The following is a 14,609-nucleotide window of genomic DNA, read 5'->3' as shown; positions in this document are numbered from 1 at the left end:
CGCCGGGTCCGCCGCGGCGAGGACGACGGCACGGGAGTCGGGGGAACGGTCCCGGCCGTGGTTCCGCCGCGGGCCCCGGTCCTCCCAGGGGGAGCCCGAGCCGCGGCCGGTGGATCCGCCGCCCCGAGGGCCGCCGTAGCCGGGGGCGGAGAAGGGGTCGGCGAGGTCGCGGGGAGCGTCCTGGCCGTCGAGGTCGGTCGGCGGCCAGGTGAAGTCGCCGTCGAGACCGGGGTGGGCGAAGCCCGCGTCGGCGCCGGAAGGGGACGGGCTGTGGCCGTGCGGGCCGCCGTCGATGCCCGGGAAGCCGTTCGGATCGGTGAACCCGGGTGTTGGGAAGCCACCCACCGGGGCGGGCAGGGACTCGCCCCGGTCCCGTGCGTTGGACACCGCGCGCAGCCGGTCCACCGCGCCGTCCATGGCGAACTGGGCCGCGCCGAGCCCCTCGACCACATAACCGCGCCTGGCCTGGCCGCTGTCCTCGAAGGCGGACAGCACCCGGTACACCGCAGAGAAGCCGCCCTCCACGCCCTCCGCGGCGACCGCGCCCCGGGTCACCACGCCGTGCCGGTCCAACAGGGTGCGGGCCAGCGCGTGTGCGCGCACCGTGGGGTCGGGCTCGGCCGCGGGCAGCAGGGACCAGCGCCCCGCGACGGTCGGCGGGCCGGTACGGGAGGCCGTACGCGCCGCGGCCGTCAGGGAGCCGTAGCGCCCGCGCGGCACCGCGCGCTTGGCACGGTGGGCGGTCGAACCCGCCGTACGGCCCGAGCCCAGCAGGGAACGCATCGGCGCCAGCGTGTCATTGGTGAGCCGACCCGACCAGGCCAGGTCCCAGAGGGTGTCGGCCAGTTGGGGATCGGTGGCGTCGGGGTGCGTGGTGGCGCGCACCTGGTCGGCGATCTGCCGGAAGAACAAGCCGTAGCCACCGGACAGCGCGTCCAGGACGGACTGGTGGAGCGCGGTCAGCTCCAGCGGGTGCGGCGGCGGGAGCAACAGGGGTGCCACGTCCGCCAGATAGAGGGAGACCCAGCCGTCCTTGCCGGGCAGCGCGCCCGCGCCGGCCCACACCACCTCGCCGGCCGCGGTCAACTCGTCCAGCATCGACGGCGTGTAGTTCGCCACCCGGGACGGCAGGACCAGCTTCTCCAGCGCGGAGGCGGGCACCGAGGCGCCCTGCAACTGCTCGATCGCGCGCACCAGTCCGTCCACGCCGCGCAGACCGTGTCCCTTGCCGATGTGCTGCCACTGCGGCAGGAACTGCCCGAGCGCGGCGGGCGGTACCGGCTCCAGTTCGTGCCGCAGGGCCGCCAGGGAGCGGCGGCGCAGTCGCCGTAGCACCGTGGCGTCGCACCACTCCTGGCCGATGCCCGCCGGATGGAACTCGCCCTGCACCACCCGGCCGCTCGCGGCGAGCCGCTGGAGGGCGCCGTCGGTGATCGCGACGCCCAGTCCGAAGCGGTCGGCGGCGGTGGCCGAGGTGAACGGGCCGTGCGTACGGGCATAGCGCGCGAGGAGGTCGCCCAGCGGGTCCTTGACCGGCTCGGTGAAGGCCTCCGGGACGCCGACGGGCAGCGCGGTGCCGAGCGCGTCGCGCAGCCGGCCCGCGTCCTCGATCGCCGCCCAGTGGTCGGCGCCGGAGATCCGGACCTTGATCGCCCGGCGGGCCCCGGCCAGCTCCCGCACCCAGTGCGGATCGGCGCCCCGCGCGACCAACTCGGCCTCGGTGAGCGGGCCGAGCAGCCGCAGCACATCGGCGACGCCCTCCACGTCCTTGACCCGGCGGTCCTCGGTGAGCCACTGGAGTTCGCGCTCCAGCTCGGTCAGCACCTCGGCGTCGAGCAGTTCGCGCAGCTCCGCCTGGCCGAGCAGTTCGGCCAGCAGCCGGGAGTCCAGGGAGAGCGCGGCGGCACGGCGCTCGGCCAGCGGGGAATCGCCCTCGTACAGGAACTGGGCGACATACCCGAACAGCAGGGAGCGGGCGAAGGGGGACGGCTCCGGGGTGGTGACCTCGACCAGGCGCACCTTGCGGGACTCGATGTCGCCCATCAGCTCGGCCAGGCCCGGCACGTCGAAGACGTCCTGGAGGCATTCGCGGACGGCCTCCAGGACGATCGGGAACGAGCCGAACTCGCTCGCCACCTGGAGCAGCTGGGCCGCGCGCTGACGCTGCTGCCACAGCGGGGTGCGCTTGCCCGGGCTGCGGCGCGGCAGCAGCAGGGCACGCGCGGCGCACTCGCGGAACCGGGAGGCGAACAGGGCCGAGCCGCCGACCTGTTCGGTGACCACCTGGTCGACCTCGCCCTTGTCGAAGGCGACGTCCGCCGCGCCCACGGGCGGCTGCTCACTGTCCCCGGGGAAGGGCGCGCCCGGCTTCATGGGCTCCTGGTCGAGCAGGTCAAGGCTCATCAGATCGGCGTCGGGCAGCCGCAGCACGATGCCGTCGTCGGCGTGCATCACCTGGGCGTCCATGCCGTACCGCTCGGACAGCCGGGCACTGAGCGCGAGCGCCCAGGGGGCGTGTACCTGGGCGCCGAAGGGGGAGTGGACGACGACCCGCCAGTCGCCCAGTTCGTCGCGGAAGCGCTCCACGACGATCGTACGGTCGTCCGGGACATGGCCGCAGGCCTCGCGCTGCTCCCGCAGATACGCCAGCACGTTGTCCGCCGCCCACGCGTCCAGGCCCGCGGCGAGCAGCCGCAGCCGGGCGTCGTCCTCGGACAGCGAGCCGACCTCGCGCAGGAACGCGCCCACCGCGCGGCCCAGTTCGAGCGGGCGGCCCAGCTGGTCACCCTTCCAGAACGGCAGCCGGCCCGGCACGCCCGGCGCGGGGGAGACCAGGACCCGGTCGCGGGTGATGTCCTCGATGCGCCAGGAACTCGTGCCCAGCGTGAAGACATCGCCCACCCGGGACTCGTAGACCATCTCCTCGTCCAGCTCGCCGACCCGGCCGCCGCCCTTCTTGGGGTCGCTGCCGGCGAGGAAGACCCCGAACAGACCGCGGTCCGGGATGGTGCCGCCGGAGGTGACGGCCAGCCGCTGGGCGCCGGGGCGGCCGGTGACGGTGCCGGCCACGCGGTCCCACACCACCCGGGGGCGCAGTTCCGCGAACGCGTCCGAGGGATAACGGCCCGCGAGCATGTCGAGGACCGCGGTGAACGCCGATTCCGGGAGCGAGGCGAAGGGGGCCGCGCGGCGGACCATGGCCAGCAGATCGTCGAACTGCCAGGTGTCCAGGGCCGTCATGGCGACGATCTGCTGGGCGAGTACGTCCAGGGGGTTCGCGGGCACCCGCAGGGACTCGATGGCACCCGAACGCATTCGCTCGGTCACCACGGCCGCCTGCACCAGATCGCCCCGGTACTTGGGGAAGACCACACCGGTGGAGACGGCGCCCACCTGGTGTCCGGCGCGGCCGACACGCTGGAGGCCGGAGGCCACCGAGGGCGGCGACTCCACCTGGACGACGAGATCGACGGCGCCCATGTCGATGCCCAGCTCCAGGCTGGAGGTGGCGACCACGGCGGGCAGCCGGCCCGCCTTCAGGTCTTCCTCGACCAGCGCGCGCTGCTCCTTGGACACCGAGCCGTGGTGGGCCCGGGCGATCACCGGGGGCGCGCCCTGGGCCGCGCCCGAACCGCCCATCAGCTGGGCGGGGGAGTGGTGCTCGGCCAGTGGCTCGCCCGTCGCGCGTTCGTACGCGATCTCGTTGAGCCGGTTGCACAGGCGTTCGGCCAGGCGGCGGGAGTTGGCGAAGACGATGGTGGAGCGGTGCGACTGGACCAGATCGGCGATCCGCTCCTCCACATGCGGCCAGATCGACGGCCGCTCCCCGCCGTCGGCCGCGTCGGTGGCCGGGGAGCCGCCCAGCTCGCCCATGTCCTCGATCGGCACGAGCACCGAGAGGTCGAACTCCTTGCCGGACTCCGGCTGGACGATCTCCACCTTGCGGCGCGGCGAGAGATAACGGGCGATCTCGTTCACCGGGCGCACGGTCGCCGACAGGCCGATCCGGCGGGCCGGCTTCGGGAGCAGTTCGTCGAGGCGCTCCAGAGTGAGCGCGAGATGCGCGCCGCGCTTGGTGCCCGCGACCGCGTGCACCTCGTCCAGGATCACCGTCTCCACGCCTGTGAGCGCGTCGCGGGTGGCCGAGGTCAGCATCAGGAAGAGCGACTCGGGGGTGGTGATCAGGATGTCCGGCGGCCGGGTGGAGAGCGCGCGGCGCTCGGCGGGCGGGGTGTCGCCGGAGCGGATGCCGACCTTGATCTCGGGTTCTGGCAGGCCGAGGCGGACGGACTCCTGGCGGATGCCGGTCAGCGGGCTGCGCAGATTGCGCTCGACGTCGACCGCGAGGGCCTTCAGCGGTGAGACGTACAGCACCCGGCAGCGCTTTCGCGGGTCGGCCGGGGGCGGGGTCGCGGCCAGCTGGTCCAGGGCGGCGAGGAACGCGGCCAGCGTCTTGCCGGAGCCGGTCGGCGCGACCACCAGCACATCCGAACCCGCCTGGATGGCGCCCCACGCGCCCGCCTGGGCCGCGGTGGGCGCGGAGAACGCCCCCGTGAACCAGCCGCGGGTCGCGGGGGAGAAGCCGTCGAGGGCCCGATGTGCGGAGCTGACCATGCGTCCATCCTGCACCCGACCACTGACAATCGTGCTGACCTGGGCAAATGCCCCGCCGTCGAGGGTGGGCGAGGAGCGGGACGCGGCCGCCGCGGCGGACAATGGACCCATGGCAGGCACGGCTGGACGGCGGGACGACCGCTTGACCCGCGAGCGGGCGGGACGGGCGGTGGAGCGGGCGCGGCACTGGCGCTACGAGGAGCTGCCCGGCGTGGATCTGCTGCGCGCCCGGTACGTCCACAAGACCTTCGTCCGGCACACCCACGAGAATTTCGTGATCGCCGCCATCGCCGACGGTGTCGAGGTGTTCCACCACGGCGGTTCCGACGTCTTCGCGGGCGCGGGAGCCCTCGCGCTGGTCAACCCGGACACCCCGCACACCGGCCGGGCCGGGGTCCCGGAGGGCTGGCGGTACGGCGCGGTCTACCCGGCGCCCGAGGTGGTGGCGGCGATAGCGGCGGAGACCAGCACCCTGCGCGGCGCCCCCGGCTTCGTCAGTCCCGTCCTCGACGACCCCGCCACCGTCCGCCTCGTCCACGAGGTGCTCCGCGCCGCCGAGGAGGGCAACGCGCTGGCCGCCGACACCCTGCTCCGAATCGCCGTGACACGGCTGCTCCGGCTGAACGGCGGCACCCTGCCCGAGCGGCGGCCACGCACGGCCGGGGCCCGGATCGCGGCACGCGCGCGGGCCGTGCTGGAGGAGCGCATGACCGAGCCGCCGACCCTGGAGCGGCTCGCCACCGACCTCGGGACCAGCCCGTTCGCGCTGCTGCGGGCCTTCCGCGACAGCTACGGCATGCCACCGCACGCCTGGCTGACCGACGCCCGGGTACGGCGCGCGCGGCTCCTCCTGGACACCGGCACCCGGCCCGCCGAGGCGGCCGTCGCCGTCGGCTTCACCGACCAGCCGCACCTCAACCGTCACTTCGCCCGGATCGTCGGCGTGCCCCCGGGCGCCTACCAGCGGGAGCGCAGCGATGTACGAGGGCGCGCGGAGGTACGTCGGCGCGCGGAGGTACGCGGGCATGTGGAGGTACGCGGGCGTGCGGAGGTGCGAGGGCGCAAGAACGTACAAGACTCGGACTGACGTTCGCCCGTAGCGTCCCGGGCGTGGCACAGCAGCAGACAGCACCAGTGGACATGGCGGACGGGGCGGCCAAGCCCGACGCGGCGGTCGTACGGGACGCCCTCGGGGTCGGCGTCGCCGTAGGACTGTCCGGGTTCGCCTTCGGAGTGACCTCGGCCGGTGGCGGGCTCGGACTGCTCCAGACCTGCGCGCTCAGCCTTCTGGTGTTCACCGGCGCCTCCCAGTTCGCCCTGGTCGGAGCGCTGGCCGCCGGAGGCAACCCGTACACGGCGGCGGCCGGGGCCTTCTTCCTGGGCATACGCAACGCCTTCTACGGGCTGCGTCTCTCCCAGCTCCTCGCCCTTCCGCGCGCGGTGCGGCCCTTCGCCGCCCAATGGGTGATCGACGAGACCACGGCGGTCACCCTGGCGCAGCCGACCCGGCGCGCCGCCCGGATCGGCTTCACGGTCACCGGAGTCACCCTCTACGCGCTGTGGAACCTCACCACCCTGCTCGGCGCCCTGGGCGCCAAGGCCATCGGCGACACGCGCGCGTGGGGGCTGGACGCGGCAGGGCCCGCGGTGTTCCTGGCCCTGCTCGCGCCGATGCTGAGGACGTCCACCGAGCGCGCGGTCGCGGGCCTCGCGGTGGCGCTGGGGCTCGGCCTGCTGCCCGTACTCCCGGCCGGAGTGCCGGTCCTGGTGGCGGCCCTGGCCGCGCCGGTCGCCCTGTTCGTGTCCGGGCGGCGCGGGCCTTGTGACCCACAGGACCTGGACGAGATCTCGAAGGACAGGGCCACGGACACCTCCGAGGTGAAGGCCAAGGCCATGGAGGAGGGCCGGTGAACACCTGGATCGCGATCGGTCTGACCGTGCTCGGCTGCTACGCCGTCAAGCTCGCCGGCCTGCTGGTACCGGCCCATGTCATCGAGCGGCCCCTCGTACGGCGGCTCGCCGCGCTGCTGCCCGTCGCCCTCCTCGCCGCGCTCACCGCGCAGCAGACGTTCGCCCAGGGGCAGGCGCTGATGCTGGACGCCAGGGCCGCGGGGCTCGGGGCGGCCGCCGTGGCCCTGGTGCTGCGCGCCCCGTTCCTGGTGGTCGTCGGCGCGGCCGTACTGGTGACGGCGGGCGTCCGCGCGCTCGGCGGCTGAGGCGCCGTACATCGGAACCGAACCGGCACCGGAACCGAACCGGCACCGGACCCGAATCCGAGCCGGACCCGAACCCGAACCGGCACCAGACCCGAATCGGCATCGGATCCGAACCGGCACCGGACCCGAACCAACCGGCACCGGCACCGGACCCGCACCGCGTTTGAACCTGGTCAGCCCACGAAGCGGCCGTACGCCCGCAGCGTGCACAGCGCCTCGATCGTCACCAGGGCGCGCGCCTCGAACGCGGGGACCGGTGCCCATGGCCGGCGGCGGACCGGCCAGCCGCCGTCCTCCTGCTGTCCGGCGGCCAGATGGTCCAGGGAGCGGGCCATCTCCTCGTCGGTGAACCAGGCGCGCGCGAGCGACGCGGGGCTCTTCGCGAAGTCGTGCGGGAAGTGGCGCGGGCCAGGCCCCGGATCACCCCGGTGCGCCACCTGCTGGGGAACCCGGCGCTCCCCCGCCACCGGGCCTTCGGGGCCCAGCGCCGCGAGCCGCTGTGCGCGCACCAGACGGCCGAGCCGGTCCGCGGCGGCCTCCGCGCGCGGGCGGTCGGGAACGGAGTCCAGGAAGGCCACGGCGGCCAGCACCTCGTGCGGACGCGGCTGCTCCAGGTTTGCGACGGCCTGCCAGCAGAAGTCGGTGGCCCGGAACAGCCAGGCGTGCCACACCTCGTTGCGGTGCAGCAGCCCCACCACGGGACCGGTGGCCGCCAGCGAACCTCGGGAGGCCGCCTGCGCGGGTGTGTCCGAGGCCGTCGGAGAGCCCTGGACGCGCGGCGCCGCCGGATACCCGCGGGCGCTCGGATGGATCGCCGGCAGCGCGCCGTCCGCCGTGGAGACGGAGGTCAGATAGCGGCACACACGCTCCACGCGCTGCCCGCCGCAGCGCCCGACGGCGTCCAGGACGCGCAGCGCGTGCGCGGTGTGCAGGGGCTGGCTCACCGGTCCGCGCAGATCGGGCTCCAGGGCGTGCCCGTACCCGCCGTCCTCATTGCGATAGGCGTCCAGCGCCGCCTCCACCGCGTCCGGGGCGCCGCGCAGGAAGTGGTATGCGAAAAGGCGTTGTTCCAGCACGCGCGCGGTGAGCCACATGAACTGTTCGGCGCTGAAGAGCGGGGAGCGCGCCGGGGGCGTGCAGGGGAGTGGGGAAGCTCCGGTTTCGGCCATGCGTCAGACCGTAGGACGGAATGCGGCCTTGGCAAGCGGTCCCGGGCGGGCCCCACTCTCAGGGGCGGGATACCGGTTTCACGCGGTTGACGGTCTCCTAGGACATGACTTCGGGCATGGCTTCGAGCATGTTCTCCCTTCCTTGTCATATGTACGACGGTCCTTGTCACGTGTACGAAAGCTCCTCGTCATGTGTACGAGGGCGCCGCGAACGCGAGGACCGTGTTGTGGCCTCCGAAGCCCAGGGAGTGGCTGAGGGCCAGGCGGACGGTCTGGGGGCGGGGCGCGCGGGTGACGATGTCCAGGCCGGCGGTGGTGTCGTCGGGGGCGGAGAAGTTCGCCGTGGGAGGCGCGGTCCCGTGCGCGATGGTCAGGACGGTGACGGCGGCCTCGATGGCGCCCGCCGCTCCCATGGTGTGCCCGAGGACGCCCTTGGCCGATGTGACCGAGGGGGGCCTGCGGAGGTAGAGGTCCCTGATCACGGCCGCCTCCACCGCGTCGTTGAGACGGGTGCTCGTCCCGTGGGCGTTGATGTGGTCGACGTCGTCGGGGCGCGCGCCCGCGCCCGCCAGGGCCGCCATGGTGGCCGCCCGCAGCCCCGCCCCCTCGGGATGCGGCGCCGTGGGATGGTGGGCGTCACTGGTGCTGCCATGGCCGGTGAGCAGCGCCAGCGGTACGGCCCCGCGCGCCCGTGCGTGCGGCTCGCGCTCCAGGAGCAGGACACCGCAGCCCTCCCCCAGGACGAAGCCGTCGCGGTCCTTGTCGAAGGGGCGCGAGGCGCGTTCGGGTTCATGGTCCCGGCGTGACAGGGCGCCGAGTTTGGCGAACGCGGACGCGCACAGCGGGGTCACCATGGCGTCGGTCCCCGCGGCGACGGCGATGTCACAGGCGTCGGCTGCCAGCAGCAGAGCGGCCGTGACGGCGGCCGTGGCGCCCGACGCGCAGGCCGTGGAGGTCTGGAGGGAGGGGCCCGTGACGCCCAGTTCCAGGGCCAGTTGGCCCGCCGCCATGTTGGGCAGGAACGCGGGCAGGGTCATCGGCGAGAGAACACCGTGACCGGCGGTGAGCAGTTTGCGGTGCTGGGCCTCCAGCGTGCCGACCCCGCCCGCCGCCGTGCCCACGACCACCGCCACCCGCGCCGGATCCCATTCCGCGGGCTCAAGGCCCGCGCAGGCCAGGGCCTCTTGGGCGGCGGTGAGCAGAAAGCGGGTGGCGGGGTCGAACCGCCAGAGCCGGCCGCGACCCGCGTCCGGCGGGGGCACCCGGCACGACATGGTCACCGGGCCGTCGTACAGGGCGGGATCGCTGTGTGCCGCCGGCCTGCCCGCGCACAGGCTCTCCCAGGTGGGGCCCACTCCGATCCCGCCCGGGGTCACCAGTCCGAGCCCGGTGACGGCGATCCGGTCGCTCACCGTCCGCTTCCGTCGTGCGGCACCGGCTCGGTGGGCGCCAGTTGCTCGCTCACCGAGTGGGCCACCTCGGCGACGGTCAGTTCCGCGGACGCCGCCGAGTCGTCCAGGGCGACACCCCACTCCTCCTGGAGGGTGACGTAGAGCTCCACCACGGCAAGGGAGTCCAGGTCGAGTTCGCCGAGGGTGGCGGTGGGCCCGACGTGGTCGGCGGGGACCTCGAACTTGTTGTGCAGCAGGTTCACGAGACGGTCGTAGACATGGTTCATGAGTCGCTCCTCGAAGACGCGAAGGGGTGGTCGGCGGACGGCGGTCGTTGCGACATGGGGGTGACATCGGGCCAGTTGAGGGCGGCGGAGGCCCAGGTGAGTCCGCCGCCGAACGCGGTCAGCAGCGTGCGTGCGCCCGGTTCGACGCGCTTATGGACCGAGGGGTCGGCCAGCACCAGCGGGATGGAGGCGGCGGCGGTGTTGCCGAGTTCCGCGATGTTGCCGAACCGGTGGGCGGGCGCGATCCCCAGCCGGTCCGCGACCGAGTCCAGGATGCGCTGGTTGGCCTGGTGGCCGACGAAGGCCCGTACGGTCTCCGGCGCCCAGCCGGCACCTCGTAGCGCGGAGTCGGCGGACCGGGTCATCCGGCGGACCGCGTGCGCGTAGACCGCGCGGCCCCGCATACGGAAGTAGTGCCCGTCCGGGTCGGGGCCCGGCAGCCGGCGGGGGTGCCGGGAGCCGCCGTAGGGGATGGTGATGAGATCGCCGCCGCTGCCGTCGGAGCCCAGGTCGAGGGCGCCCACGGCGCCGGGTTCGGCCGCGTGGCCCGCGGTGACGAGGACCGCGCCCGCGCCGTCGCCGAAGATCGGCGCGGTCTCCCGGTCGAGCGGGTTCACGATGGTGGTGTAGGTGTCCGAGGCGATCACCAGCACCGTGGCGCAGGTGCCGGCGCGGATCAGCGCGGTCGCCATGGCCAGGGCGTACAGGAAGCCGGAGCACACCGCGGAGAGGTCGAAGGCCGGTATGCCGTCCAGGCCGAGCCGGTGCGCCACGGCGGGCGCGGTCGCCGGGCAGGGATGGTCGGGCGTGCCGGTGGCCAGCAGCAGCATCTGGGGGCGCCGGTCCCCGGCGGAGGCGAGGGCCGCCCGTCCGGCGCCGACGGCGAGGTCCCCGGTGCTGGTACCGGCGTCCGCGTGGCGCCTGCGGGCGATGCCGGTGCGTTCCCTGATCCAGGTGTCGTCCGTGCGCAGCCCGCCGCGCGCGATCACGGCGTCGTTGTCGACCACGCGCGGCGGGAGGCAGGCGCCGATGCCGGTGATGACGGCGGTGGCGGTGTCCGGCGAACCGGTGACCGGCGGGTGCACAGGGGCGTCGAGGGTTTCGTCCACGGATGGTCACTCACTCCGCGGCGAAGGGCGAGGGGGGCTTGGGGTGGCCGGCCAGGCCGCCGTCGGCGACGGACAGTCCGCCGTCCACGACGAGCGCGTGCCCGGTGACGATGGAGGAGGCGGGCGCGGCGAGGAACAGCGCGGCGCCGACCACCTCGTCCGCATCCGCCCAACGGCCCATCGGCACATGGCTGGTGAGCCAGTCGGAGACCGGTCCGGGCGCGCTGGCGAAGGCGGTCATGTCGGTGCGGGTCCAGCCGGGGCACAGCGCGTTGACGCGGATGCCCTGCCGTGCCCAGCCGACCGCGAGACTCCGCGTGAGCGATATCTGGGCCGCCTTGGTCGCGGCGTACGCCTCCATCATCGGGGCGCCGACGATCCCGGCGGCCGAGGACATCAGGATCAGACTGGCGCGCGAGGACTCGGCCAGGTGCGGGTACGCCGCCCGGCACAGGGCGGCCGTGGCGTTGAGATTGACGGCGACGACCGCTTCCCAGTCCTCCTGGCGTGCGTGCTGGAGCGGGGCCATCAGCGGGCTGCCGTCCGCGGCGGTCGGCAGGGTGCCCGCGTTGTGGACGACGATGTCCAGGCCGCCCAGCGCCGCGCTCGCCCGGTCGACCAGCGCCTCGGCGACACCCGGCAGGGCGAGGTCACCGTCCAGGACGACGGCCTTGCGGCCACGTTCCTCCACGGCGCGCACGGTGTCCTCCAGGGCGGGCAGGGTCCGCGCGGTCAGCGCCAGATCGCATCCGGCGTCGGCGAGTGCCTCCGCGACCGCCTTGCCGATACCTCGGGAGGCGCCGGTCACCAACGCGCGCGCGTCGTCCAGGCGGAACAGGTCCATGACGTTCGTCGGGCGGCCCATGGCGTTCGTCGGGCGGTTCGCGGTGTCTGTCGAGCGGTCCGCGGTGTCCGTCGAGCGGCCCGTGGCGTTCGTGGAGTGGTTCGTGGTGTTCATCGAGCGGCTCCTTGTGAGGTGGACCGTCCGGTCGTCCGGTCGGCGGACGGTACGGATCGCGGGACGGCCGCGGGGTCCGCGGCGACGGCGGGCGCGCCGCTCCAGGTGAGCAGTGCGCTGCCCCAGGTCATGCCGGCGCCGAAGGCGGCCAGCAGGATCCGGTCGCCGGGTTTCAGCGGCCGGGTGTCGACGGCGCGCGCCAGGGCGTACGGCGTGCTGGCCGCGCCGATGTTGCCCACCTCGTCGCCGACGACCACCAGGCGGTCGTCGGGGATGCCGAGGTCGGCACCGATCCGCCGCAGCAGTACGGGGTTCGGCTGGTGGGCGACGACACAGTCCACGTCCGCCAGTGCCAGTCCCGCCCGGTCGAGGGCGTCGGTGATCAGTCGGGGGAAGACATCCGTGATGAACCGGCCGATGGCGCGGCCGTCCATGCGGATGAAGTGGTCGCGGCCGGCGAGCGTGGCCGCGCTGGCCGGACGGCGGCTGCCGCCCGCGGGAATGAGCACACGGTCGGCGAGCGCGCCGTCGGAGCCCAGACTGAACTGCGCGAACCCCCCGGGCTCGGCCACCGGTCCGAGTACGGCGGCCGCCGCTCCGTCGGCGAACAGTACGGCGGTGCCCCGGTCGGCCGGATCGAGGAACCGGGAGTACGCCTCGACACCGACGGCGACCGCGTACCGGGTGCCCCCCTCGGCCGTACGCAGCCAGTCGTGGGCCACCTTGGCGGCGAACAGCCAGCCCGAGCAGGCGGCGCTGACGTCGAGCGCGACCGCGCGGTCGGCCCCGGTCAGCGTCTGGATCCGGCAGGCGGTGGCCGGGCCCAGCTCGTCGGGGGTCGAGGTGCCGCAGATCAGCAGGCCGATGTCGGCCATGTCGAGACCGGCGGCCCGGACCGCCGAACGGACCGCGTGCGCCGCGAGGTCGGAGGCGGCCTCGCCCGGGGCGGCGACATGGCGTTCACGGACGCCGGTGCGTTCGCTGATCCATTCCGGTGTGACCCCGGCGCCCGCGGCCACCTCCGCGTTGGTGCGGACCGTGGAGGGCAGATAGGTGCCCATGCCCAGGACGCCGATGGGGCGGGTGTACGTCATGTGATGGCTCCTCGGGTCCAGGTGAGCGTGGCCCGCAGCGCGGCGTTGTAGTCGGCCGCGGCCAGCGGGGCGTCCGTCGCCCCGTCGCCGTGCACGAACGCCTCGGTGAGCAGCGGGAGATGCGGGCGCAGTTCGTCGCAGAGGTGGTCGATGACATCGGTGAGCGCCTGGACGTCCGCGGGCCGCAGGGTCTCGTGCGCGAGCAGCGAGGCGGACCAGCGGCGGGCGGCCATGGCCCCGTGCAGGGCGGCCAGCGCACCCAGGACGGTGCGCGCGCTCGTGTCGCGGACCTCGGCGAGCACGTTGAGGACGTCCTCGGCCATCAAGCCGTCGGCGTACAGCTCGCCCAGGAGGCCCGCGTCCTCCAGCAGCGGGTTCCAGGCGTCGAACGGGGAACCGTGCTTCAGGACACGCAGTCGGCCCGCGAGGTGCGCGGCGAGCCCGGCCCGGTGAGTGCGGGCGATTTCCGGCCACCAGGAGGGGGAGGTGGCCAAGGGCCGCGCCGCGCCGTCCGCCGTGTCCGCGGCCGGGGCGGGCGCGTCCGCGCTCTCCTCGACGAGGGAGCGCCCGATGTCGTACAGGATGAGCTGGCTGTCCCCGCCCGCCGCGTCGAAGGCGTGGTGGAAGCCGTGGTACCCGGCCAGCCGGTTGACGTCCAGATGACCGGAGAAGCCGCACCTGCGCTGGCATTCCGCGCTGACCTCGGCGGCGAGCCGTACGGAGGCCGCCTTGTAGGCGGCGAGCGGCCGGTTGACGGCGGTCCAGGGGGTGAACCCCATCGCGTCGGTTTCCGCACCGCCCGAGGGCGCGGCGAGGAATTTTGTCCACAGGGCGCGCGCCCCGTGCGCGGCGCAGGTCAGCGCGAAGGCGTCGGCCAGCGCGCCGAGGACCGCGCGCTGCTGGGTCCGGTACGACAGCAGCGGCACGCCCGGCGCCAGCCGGCTCTGGGTACGGCGCTGCCGCGCGTAGTTGACCGCCTGTACGGCGGACTGGCGGGCGGTCGCGGCGGCCACGGCCGGCATGAGCGCCCACAGGCCCTGGCCCACCCGCAGAGTGCGCTGGAGCCGGCGCTCGGCCGATCCGGCCGGGTCGTGGAAGGTGCCGTCCGCACCGATGGCCGCCCCGTCGGCCAGCCAGTGGGCGTCGGGCACCCGCAGCCGCCGGAACCGTACGAGGACGTAGTCCAGGGGCAGCGCGCCCAGGTTGATCGGCGACGACAACTCGACGCCGGGCAGCGGCCCCGAGCGGTCGGTCAGGTCGACCACGAAGCCGAAGACCCCCCGGTCGGCGCCGTCGGTGAACAGCCGGGCGAGCACCACCGCCGTCTGGGGGATGTCCCGGGTGCCCGCGCTGCCGAACTTGGCCGCCTCGGCGTCCGGTGTGTCCAGGACGAACTCCCCGGTGGCCGGGTCGTACGTGGCACGGGTCCTGGTCGCCAGATGGCTGTTCGCCTGGCCTGCCTCGGTGATCAGGTAGACGCCCTTGGCGCGGCCGGCGGTCAGGGCCGCCATGCGCTCCGCCAGATACGCCGGATCCGAACCGAGTTGGGTCATGGAGCCGAGGCAGAGCGTGTGGTGCACCAGCGCGGCCAGGCACAGCGGCGGGTCGGTGACGGCGGCCCAGGCGTGGACGGCCGCGAGCCGCGCCGGGTCCTCGAAGATCTTCTCCGGGGCGGGGAGGGCCTGGCCCATCAGGCCGAGGTTCCGGAGCAGTTGGGCGCCGCCGGACGGGCGGGAGTCGGTGTCGTTACGGGTGCTGGTGCTGGTGCTGG

General features: G+C 74.3%; 11 protein-coding genes. 3 read left to right on the top strand and 8 right to left on the bottom strand.

The window, feature by feature from the left end:
• Positions 1–4,614, bottom strand: a 4,614-nt coding sequence (locus tag CCN72_RS20090; protein WP_244174341.1) for an ATP-dependent helicase, incomplete at its 3' end; no start/stop codon positions are given.
• 109 nt (positions 4,615–4,723) lie between these two features.
• On the opposite strand from CCN72_RS20090, the gene CCN72_RS20085 reads away from it, so the two are divergent.
• The 3 genes from CCN72_RS20085 to CCN72_RS20075 are packed head-to-tail and all read left to right on the top strand — an operon-like array spanning position 4,724 to position 6,830.
• Positions 4,724–5,701: an AraC family transcriptional regulator gene (locus tag CCN72_RS20085; RefSeq protein WP_086808717.1), complete on the top strand. Its 978-nt coding sequence runs from the start codon at positions 4,724–4,726 to the stop codon at positions 5,699–5,701.
• Between the two features lie 53 nt (positions 5,702–5,754).
• Positions 5,755–6,525, top strand: coding sequence for an AzlC family ABC transporter permease (locus CCN72_RS20080; RefSeq protein WP_086808716.1), 771 nt, complete (start codon positions 5,755–5,757; stop codon positions 6,523–6,525).
• The gene (locus CCN72_RS20075; RefSeq protein ID WP_037662266.1) at positions 6,522–6,830 is read left to right on the top strand and encodes an AzlD domain-containing protein; all 309 of its coding nucleotides are present in this window, start codon (positions 6,522–6,524) and stop codon (positions 6,828–6,830) included. Before CCN72_RS20080 ends, CCN72_RS20075 begins: the two co-directional genes overlap by 4 nt.
• Positions 6,831–7,003: 173 nt before the next feature.
• On the opposite strand, the gene CCN72_RS20070 is transcribed toward CCN72_RS20075, so the two are convergent.
• From CCN72_RS20070 to CCN72_RS20040, 7 genes are all read right to left on the bottom strand, one after another.
• Positions 7,004–7,999 carry a hypothetical protein gene (locus tag CCN72_RS20070; protein ID WP_208638050.1) on the bottom strand — a complete coding sequence of 332 codons (996 nt, stop codon included), beginning with the start codon at positions 7,997–7,999 and terminating at the stop codon, positions 7,004–7,006.
• Positions 8,000–8,187: 188 nt separating this feature from the next.
• The gene (locus tag CCN72_RS20065) at positions 8,188–9,411 is read right to left on the bottom strand and encodes a beta-ketoacyl-[acyl-carrier-protein] synthase family protein (RefSeq protein ID WP_086808714.1); all 1,224 of its coding nucleotides are present in this window, start codon (positions 9,409–9,411) and stop codon (positions 8,188–8,190) included.
• Complete coding sequence (locus CCN72_RS20060) at positions 9,408–9,677, bottom strand: acyl carrier protein (protein WP_086808713.1); 270 nt, start codon at positions 9,675–9,677, stop codon at positions 9,408–9,410. Before CCN72_RS20060 ends, CCN72_RS20065 begins: the two co-directional genes overlap by 4 nt.
• Positions 9,674–10,786: a beta-ketoacyl-ACP synthase III gene (locus CCN72_RS20055; RefSeq protein ID WP_244174339.1), complete on the bottom strand. Its 1,113-nt coding sequence runs from the start codon at positions 10,784–10,786 to the stop codon at positions 9,674–9,676. The genes CCN72_RS20060 and CCN72_RS20055 overlap by 4 nt, the downstream gene beginning before the upstream one ends.
• A gap of 10 nt (positions 10,787–10,796) precedes the next feature.
• Positions 10,797–11,651, bottom strand: coding sequence for an SDR family NAD(P)-dependent oxidoreductase (locus CCN72_RS20050; RefSeq protein WP_086808719.1), 855 nt, complete (start codon positions 11,649–11,651; stop codon positions 10,797–10,799).
• An 89-nt stretch (positions 11,652–11,740) separates the two neighbouring features.
• Positions 11,741–12,838, bottom strand: a complete 1,098-nt coding sequence (locus CCN72_RS20045) for a 3-oxoacyl-ACP synthase III family protein (protein WP_086808712.1) — start codon at positions 12,836–12,838, stop codon at positions 11,741–11,743.
• Positions 12,835–14,609: acyl-CoA dehydrogenase (locus CCN72_RS20040; protein ID WP_244174337.1), on the bottom strand; the 1,775-nt coding region annotated here is incomplete at its 5' end. The genes CCN72_RS20040 and CCN72_RS20045, both read right to left, overlap by 4 nt.

It is taken from the genome of Streptomyces murinus (assembly GCF_002154555.1).
In the GTDB taxonomy this organism is placed as follows: domain Bacteria; phylum Actinomycetota; class Actinomycetes; order Streptomycetales; family Streptomycetaceae; genus Streptomyces; species Streptomyces murinus.
Note: the sequence above shows the minus strand (reverse complement) of the source record. Positions and strands in the feature narration are given on the sequence as shown.

What these genes read in the sequence shown, in the direction of transcription:
- CCN72_RS20085 (WP_086808717.1), top strand. Translation starts at nt 4,724, where the DNA reads ATGGCAGGCACGGCTGGACGGCGGGACGACCGCTTGACCCGCGAGCGG.
- CCN72_RS20080 (WP_086808716.1), top strand. Translation starts at nt 5,755, where the DNA reads ATGGCGGACGGGGCGGCCAAGCCCGACGCGGCGGTCGTACGGGACGCC.
- CCN72_RS20070 (WP_208638050.1), bottom strand. Translation starts at nt 7,999, where the DNA reads ATGGCCGAAACCGGAGCTTCCCCACTCCCCTGCACGCCCCCGGCGCGC.
- CCN72_RS20060 (WP_086808713.1), bottom strand. Translation starts at nt 9,677, where the DNA reads ATGAACCATGTCTACGACCGTCTCGTGAACCTGCTGCACAACAAGTTC.
- CCN72_RS20050 (WP_086808719.1), bottom strand. Translation starts at nt 11,651, where the DNA reads ATGGGCCGCCCGACGAACGTCATGGACCTGTTCCGCCTGGACGACGCG.
- CCN72_RS20045 (WP_086808712.1), bottom strand. Translation starts at nt 12,838, where the DNA reads ATGACGTACACCCGCCCCATCGGCGTCCTGGGCATGGGCACCTATCTG.